Here is a 6,000-nt window from a genome sequence, read left to right on the forward strand (position 1 = left end):
CCTCGCGGTCGCGGGCCAAGTGCGACCCGTAGGGGAGCTTAAATCTTGATGCTGATCGCCAACGTTCTGGCCCAGGCCGCCATCGCCGCCGTTCCGCCCGCCGCCGAGGCGCCGTCGCAGCAGGGGGTGATCAGCTACCCGCCCGCCTTCTTCGAGGGGCAGCAGGCCTCGAACGCCGCCGAGATGCTCGCGCGCGTTCCCGGCTTTAATCTGGAGACGGGCGACAACGTCCGCGGTTTCGAGGGGGCCGCGGGCAATGTGCTGATCGACGGCCAGCGTCCCACCAGCAAGAGCGACAACCTCGAGGAGATCCTGCGCCGCGTGTCCGCCGGCGCGGTCGAGCGCATCGACATCATCCGCGGCGGCGCGCCCGGCATCGACATGCAGGGCAAGTCGGTGCTGGCCAACGTGGTCCGCAAGCAGGGCGCCAGCTTCCGCGGCCTCTTCGCGGTGGCGAACAACCACCTCTGGGACGGCCGCAACATGCATGGCATGCGTCTGGAGCTCTCCGGCGGCGACGGCCAGCGCACGTGGGAGACCACGATCCGCTACGGCTACGGGAACGACGATGGCGGCCAGTTCGGCCCCTACGTGCGCCTCGCCCCCGACGGAACCGTCCTGCGGAGCGCCGACTACGAGGCCGAGAGCGACGGCCTGCAGCAGACCATCACCGCCGGCTACAGCCAGCCTCTGCTCGGCGGGCGCATCTCGCTGAACGGCCGCGCCTTCTGGGACAGCTGGAAGAGCGAGAACACGGTAGCCTTCTCCCTGCCGGCGGGCCGCGTGGACAACTTCACCTCGCCCTACGACGAATTCGAGACCGAGCTGGGCGCCCGCTACACCCGTGACTTCGGCGCGAGGACCAAGCTCGAGACCTTGCTGCTGCGCTCCGACTCCGACTTCCACGGCTTTGACCTGGCTCGGACGCCCGGGGTCATCAACGACTTCCGCTACGCCCGCGACTACAACGAGACGATCGGCCGTGCGGTGCTCAAGCACCAGCGCTCCGCCACCTTATCGTTTGAAGCGGGCGGCGAAACGGCGCTGAACAGGCTCGACAGCCACTCGGAGCAATTCGTCAACGGCCAGGCCCAGGACCTGCCCGCCGCCGACGTGCAGGTGGAAGAGCTGCGCGGCGAAGCCTTCGCCAAGCTGGTCTGGCGCCCGGCCCCCGCCTGGACTCTCGACGGCGGCCTTCGCTTTGAAGCCTCCGACATTTCCTCCGAAGGCGACGTCGTGCTGGAGAAGAGCCTCAGCTTCCTCAAGCCCCGCCTGGCGGTCGCGTGGCAGCCCAGGCCCAGCACCCAGGTGCGGGCGCGGGTGGAGCGGGTGGTCGGCCAGCTGAACTTCGACGACTTCGTGGCCGGCGCGGACTTCGAGGAAGGCACCGGCGTCAGCGTCGGCAACCCCGACCTGGACCCCGAGCAGGCCTGGGTGGGCGAACTCGCCCTGGAGCAGCGCTTCTGGAAGAGCGGCGCGGTGACGGTGACCTACCGCCGCTCTGAGCTCACCGACGTGATCGACCGCGGCCCGGTGTTCACGCCCGACGGCGTTTACGACCGGCCGACCAACATTGGGGACGGGACCAAGGACGAGCTGATCGTGACCCTCATGGTCCCCACCGAGCCCTTGGGCTGGAAGGGCGGCGTGCTGCAGGGCGAGGTCAACCGCCGCTGGTCGAGGGTCACCGATCCCACCACCCTGACCACCCGGCGCATCTCGCGGCTTCGACCGCTGGAATGGGAGGCCCGCTACACGCAGGACCTGCCGCAGTGGGGCGCCAGCGTGGGCGTGGCGGTGTTCGGCGGCTGGACCCAGACCACCTACCGCTACAACTCGATCACCGACGTGAAGCTCGAGGATGCCTACGTGACCACCTGGGTCGACAAGCGCCTGCGCCCCGACCTGATGCTGCGGGTGGAGGTGATGAACCTCGCCGAGCGCGGGATCCGCTTCACCACCCAGGCCTACGGGCCGGAGCGGCGCACCGGCGGCCTGCTCTATACCGACGACCGCGACCTCACGCCGGGCCGCAGCATCTACGTGCGCCTGCGCAAGACCTTCGGCGGCTAGGCCGCCGCTCCTGGGAGCGCCCAAGAAGAAGGGGCCGCACGATCACTCGTGCGGCCCCTTGTCGTTTCAGCTGTCGGCGCGCGTCAGCTGCGCTTTTCGGCCCGCACCGCCGCCGGGCTCACCGCCTGGCGTTCGCCATCGATCGTCGGCGCGATCGGCTCGGGCTGCACATGGCCTTCCGGCGAGTTGGCGCCGTGCGACCAGCCCTTGATGAAGAAGCTGAGCACGATGAAGCCCACGCCGATGCCCATGCCCCACAGACCCAGCAGGTTGAACACCTCCAGCGAGGAGCGCAGCGCCGCCGCCGGGTCGGTCACCTGACCGCCCACGGTGTGGGTGCCCGCGAGACCGGCGATCCAGCCGCCCACGTACTGTGCGACCGACGACGACAGGAACCACACGGCCATCATGAAAGAGACCACCTTGGCCAGGGACAGCTTCGTGATCTCCGACAGCCCCACCGGCGACAGGAAGAGCTCGCCCGTGGTGTGGAACAGGTAGAGCAGCGCCAGGAAGATCATCGGCAGGCGGTACTGCTCGTCGGCGAACGACGCGCCCCAGACGACGATCATGAAGCCCAGGCCCACCTGGATCAGGCCCAGGCCGAACTTCAGCGTCGGGTTGGGGTCGCGCCCGCGGGCGGCGAGCCAGGCCCACATGGCTGCGAAGATCGGGGCGAAGATCAGGATGTAGCCGGCGTTGAACGACTGGGTCTGGGCGGCGGTGACGCCCACCAGCTCCACGTTCCGGGCGGCGAACAGGTTCAGCGAGGTGCCGGCCTGTTCGAACAGGGTGAAGAACACGACCGCGCCCAGGATCAGCACGACGGCGAGCATCATCCGCTGCCGCTCGACCCAGGTCTTGCAGACCACGGCGATGATGTAGGCGATGGCCAGGAACGACAGCACGGTGGAGATGCCAAGCGCCACGCCCACGACGGCGTTGCGCTGGACCAGAAGCCAAACCGGGAGAACGCCCACCACCGACAGGGCGTAGATCAGCCACTCCCGGTTCACGGGACCGACGACCGGCTTCTTGAGCAGCTCGGGGTTCGGCGGCTCGCCCTTGCCCATCAGGTGCTTCTTGCCCAGCACGAAGACCACGAAGCCGGCCAGCATGCCGACGCCGGCCAGGCCGAAGCCCGCCCACCAGCCGTAGGTGGTGCCGAGCAGGCCGCAGAGCACCGACGCCCAGAAGGCTCCGAGGTTGATGCCGTAGTAGTAGAGGGTGAAACCGGAATCCCGCCGCGGATCGCCCTGCGGATAGAGCTGGCCGACGATGGCGGAGATGTTTGGCTTCAGGAAGCCGACGCCCATGATGATCAGCGCCACGGCCAGGTAGAAGGCGTTCTTGCCCAGCGGGTCGACCGTGTTGTTCAGCTGATAGGAGCCCTCAGGCAGCACCGCCGGCAGAGGACCGCCCGCGGGCAGGCCCTTCACCTCCAGGCCCGCGCCCGCCGCGGCGGGGCCGAACTCGTAGGGTTGGCCGCCGACCATCAGGCGGACCTGGCGGTTCTCCATGCGGCCTTCCGAGACGACCTCGTAGCTCTGGCCGGCGTAGGTCAGGGTCTGCCGCGCCGGGCTTCCCTCCACCGCCATCGTCAGGTGTCCGGCCACCAGCAGCAGGGCGCCGAAGGCGACAGCCTTGCGGGTGCCGAGGTAGCGGTCGGCCAGGATGCCGCCCAGCAGCGGCAGCAGGTACACCAGCGAGGTGTAGGAGCCGTACTGCGCGTTCGCCGTCGCGTCGTCGAACAGCAGGTGCTGCGTCAGGTAGAAGATCAGGATGGAGCGCATGCCGTAGTAGGAGAAGCGCTCCCACATCTCGGCGAAGAACAGGACCATCAGGCCCCGGGGGTGGTTTCGCATCATCTGCATCAGCACGGGCAGGCCCGTGATGACGGTGATGGCGATGCCGAGCAGAACGATCAGGTTCATATGGGCGTCCGGTGTTTCCCTATGGCTTCCAAGGCCGTGAGCGGTTTCGCCCCGGCCGCGCCAGTTTGCGCGGAGAAAATCACGCGGCCTTCGCGAGCACAAGCAAGCCCGTGCCCCAAGGCCCTCTAGACGGACCCATGCTGCAGGCTCGGGCGTTCAGTTCTTTCGAAGGAGGACCCCGAGCATGATGACCCCAGGCCCTGACCATCCGATCCACATCGAGCCCGGCAGGACCCGCTGGCGCGCCATGTTCGGCGACGCGGTGATCGCCGACACCGACGACGCCCTCGTCGTGCGCGAGGCCGACTATCCGCAGGTGGTGTATTTCCCGCGCGATACCGTGGCCATGGAGTACATGGCGCGCACCGACCGGGTGACCCACTGCCCCTACAAGGGGGACGCCACCTACTACACGATCCGACGGCACTCGCAGATCGCCGAAAACGCCGCCTGGTCCTATGACGAGCCGGGCGACGCCGTCGGCCAACTCGCCGGCAGGATCGCCTTCTACACCGACCAGGTGGAGGTCTATCCGGTGGACGACGCCGCGGTGAACCCGCACCACCACACCGACCGCTCCGAAGAGGCAGGCCAGATGATGGGCCGCGCCGAGATCGACGAGATCGTCCAGCACACCGACAGCGGCGGCGGCCGGTCCCAGAAGGATCACTGGGAGCCGAACGTCGAGACCCCCGGCGAGGAGAACGGCGGGCTCCGCTAGCGCCCGCCGCCGCCTGCGACGCTACGAAGCCCCGCGAAACGCTTGTGCCTTCGCGGGGCCTTCCCCCATTCTGGGTTGTGCCCCGGGTCACACTCAACAGCGGTGGACGGAGGGATCGTGGGGCTGCGGCGGCCGACGCCCCGCAGGTTGGGGAGCGACGCGGTGGCCAATTCGAACCAAGACATCTTCCTTGCGGCGCCGCCCGAGGCGCCGACGCTGAACCTGGCCCCGTCGTCCGATGGCGGCGTGGCCGAGGATGGCCTGACCAACGACTCGACGCCCACCTTGAACGGCGTCACGAACCCGGGCGCCCTGGTGCGGATCTTCGACGGCTCGGCCCAGGTCGCGCAGGTGACGGCCGCGCTGGACGGGACCTATTCCGTCACCCTGGGCGCGCTCGCCAACGGCGCCCATGCCCTCACGGCGACCGCCACCCTGGCGGGACAGACCAGCGCCGCGTCCGAGCTCCTGTCGCTGATGATCGACACCGTCGCGCCCCAGGCCCGCTTCGAGCTGGTCGGCCGGTCCGGTTCGCGCTTCGACTTCGATCTCGTCTTCAGCGAGGCGCCGGCCGGCCTGTCCATCAACGACATCGTGGGCGAAAGCTTCCGCGGCGCCCCGCAGGTCGTGGGCTTCGCGGCCACCAACGATCCGCATGTGTACCGCGTCAGCCTCGGGTCCGACTTCATTCCGGGAGAGATGGAGAACACCATCCGGCTGGGCGCCGGCAGCTACGCCGACGCGGCGGGCAACCCGGGCGGGTCGGCGTCCTACCGTGTCACGCATCTGACCTACGTCGAGCAGAACGAACGCCCCGTGGCCCCAGAGGTCGTCGACGGCGTCACCGTCGGGAAGGTGAAGCAGACGACCTTCACCGGCCCGCAGGAGACCACCTATTTCCCCTTGCTCTCCCAGCTTCTGAACCTGCCCCTGCCCGGCGGAGGCGGCGTGCAGCTCGGGGGCGGCCTGGCCGGCGCCCTCACCACGCTCGACGTGACCCTGACGCCCGGCCTGATCCCGCCGGGCAGCGGCCTGCAGGGGGTGCACGACGCCGCAACCCAGACGCTCCTCAACATCCTCGGCGGCTTCGCCGGAGGCGCCGGCATGCCGCTGCACGAATTCCTCGGCCCTCTGTCGAGCCTGCCGCCGCTCTTCGCGGGCCAGCTGGGGGCGCTGCCGCCGCTGGCCCCCCTCACCTCCCCGTTCACCGGCGTGAACCTGCAGCTCACCAGCAATCCGCTCTCGAGCGCCCTGCAGCCGGCGATCATCCAG

Annotated in this window: 4 protein-coding genes; 3 read left to right on the top strand and 1 reads right to left on the bottom strand. The window is 69.0% G+C overall.

The annotated features are described in order from the left end of the window. Positions 1 to 48: 48 nt before the first annotated feature. Positions 49 to 2,073, top strand: coding sequence for a TonB-dependent receptor plug domain-containing protein (locus VIL67_RS11155; RefSeq protein ID WP_332048959.1), 2,025 nt, complete (start codon positions 49 to 51; stop codon positions 2,071 to 2,073). Positions 2,074 to 2,156: 83 nt separating this feature from the next. Here VIL67_RS11155 and VIL67_RS11160 read toward each other — a convergent pair whose 3' ends face one another. After that, on the bottom strand, positions 2,157 to 4,007 hold the full coding sequence (locus VIL67_RS11160) for a peptide MFS transporter (protein ID WP_332048960.1): 1,851 nt from the start codon (positions 4,005 to 4,007) through the stop codon (positions 2,157 to 2,159). Between the two features lie 184 nt (positions 4,008 to 4,191). On the opposite strand from VIL67_RS11160, the gene VIL67_RS11165 reads away from it, so the two are divergent. Both VIL67_RS11165 and VIL67_RS11170 read left to right on the top strand, forming a co-directional pair. Continuing rightward, a complete protein-coding gene (locus VIL67_RS11165; protein WP_332048961.1) occupies positions 4,192 to 4,728 on the top strand; it encodes a DUF427 domain-containing protein in 537 nt (178 codons plus the stop codon). 162 nt (positions 4,729 to 4,890) lie between these two features. Next, positions 4,891 to 6,000 (top strand): Ig-like domain-containing protein (locus VIL67_RS11170; RefSeq protein ID WP_332048962.1); only part of this gene is annotated, 1,110 nt, incomplete at its 3' end.

Source organism: Phenylobacterium sp., assembly GCF_036563385.1.
Taxonomy (GTDB): Bacteria; Pseudomonadota; Alphaproteobacteria; order Caulobacterales; family Caulobacteraceae; genus Phenylobacterium.